Source organism: Streptomyces alkaliphilus, assembly GCF_014141535.1.
GTDB lineage: Bacteria > Actinomycetota > Actinomycetes > Streptomycetales > Streptomycetaceae > Streptomyces > Streptomyces alkaliphilus.
Genome location: NZ_VKHT01001051.1, coordinates 1 through 1,670 on the forward strand (window position 1 = coordinate 1; position 1,670 = coordinate 1,670).

General features: G+C 77.5%; 1 protein-coding gene. It reads right to left on the reverse strand.

Going from position 1 to position 1,670, the window contains the following annotated elements:
• The coding region (locus FNQ90_RS22295; protein ID WP_182607990.1) for a pyridoxal phosphate-dependent decarboxylase family protein at positions 1 to 1,532 on the reverse strand (1,532 nt) is incomplete at its 3' end.
• Positions 1,533 to 1,670 lie beyond the last annotated feature (138 nt).

A 1,670-nucleotide genomic window follows, 5' to 3' on the forward strand; every position in this document is an offset into this window, starting at 1 on the left:
GCGGGGAGGTAGGGGTCGGCGGGGATGCCCACCGCGTCGCAGGTGTCCAGGACGAGCTTGAGCAGTCCGGCGGTGGCGTCCGCGCACGCCCGGGGGTTGAGGACGGTGGCCTTGAGCCAGAGGCGTTCGGCGCCCGACCCGTCCCGGTCCGGCACCCGGGCCCGGCCCAGGACGGCGGTTCCCTCGTGCAGCAGCCGACGCCGGATCATCGCCACCTCCTGATCCCCGGCCCCGACGGGTCGGAAGAGGACGGTGCTGATGGTGGGCTCGGCGTACAGCTCCAGGCGCGGCTCGGCGAGCACCTGTCCGGCCAATCGCCCGGCCGCAGCGCAGGCGGCGTCGACCAGCGCGGCCATGCCCGAACGCCCCAGCGCGCGCAGGGTGACCGCGATCTTGAGGATGTCGGGACGGCGGGTGGTGCGCAGCGAGCGTCCCAGCAGGTCGGGGAGGCCCGCCTCGGTGTCGTCCTCGGCATTGAGGTACGGGGCGCGGTGGTGCAGGGCCGCCAGGTCGGCCGTGTCGGGTGCGGTGAGCAGTCCGGCCGCCGCGGGCTGCCACCCCAGTTTGTGGAGGTCGAGGGCGACCGTGTCCGCCCGTTCCAGTCCGTCCAGCAGTCCTCGGCGCGTGGAGCTGAACAGCAGGGGGCCGCCGTACGCGGCGTCCACGTGGAGCCGGGCGCCCCGGGCGGCGACGAGGTCGGCGATGGCGGGAAGGGGGTCCACCGCGCCGGTGTCGGTGGTGCCCGCGGTGGCGACGACCAGGACCGGTTCGCCCGTAAGAGCGTCCAGCGTCCGGGCGAGCGCGGCGGGGTCGAGCACACCGCGCGGGGCGGCCACCGGAAGGGCCGGCGGGAGGCCGAGCAGCCAGGCGGCGCGGGCGACCGAGTGGTGGGCGTTGGTGCCGTGGACCACCCGCAGCGGGCGGGCGACGCCTCCGCCCCCGGACCCGGCGCCCCGCTCACGGGCGAGGAGGACACCGAGTTGGTTGGCCTCGGTCCCGCCGGTGGTCACCAGGGCGTCCGGTTCCGGTCCCGCGGGATGGACGAGCGCGGCGAGCGCCCGGGTCGTGCGGGCCTCCAGCGCGGAGGCGGCGGGGGCCTGGTCCCAGGAGTCCATGGAGGGGTTGAGGACCGAGGCCGCGAAGTCGGCGACCGCCGCCACGGCCAGCGGGGGACAGTGCAGGTGGGCGGTGCACAGCGGGTCCGCCGGGTCGGCTGCGCCCTCGGCGAGAGCCCGCACCAGGGTGCCCAGCGCCTCCTCGGCGCCCCCGCCCTCCTCGGGCAGCACCGGTCCGCAGAGGGCGACGAGCCGGTCGGCCACCACCTCCGGTCCCCCGGACGGCAGGGGGCCGCCGCGCGCGGCGGCCCCCTCTCCCAAGGCGATCAGGACTGCGTCCAGCAGCGGACGCAGGACCCGGGGGCCGGCGGCGCCGGAGGCCAGCGGGGGCAGCGGATCCGATCGGGCGATCGAAGAGGCCGGTCGGTCGGCCGGTGCGGGGGCCCCGGAGGGCCCGGGGAACGGAGGCGGGGACATGCGGGAACTCCCGGGGCGCGGAGCCGGGTCGTGACGGGACCCGGGGTCGGACGGTCGGCGGCTCCGGGCACCGGGGTGCCGGCGCGACCCGGGCGGCCGGCCCCGGAGCTCGGTTAGGTGAACCTAAGTCAAGCAGGG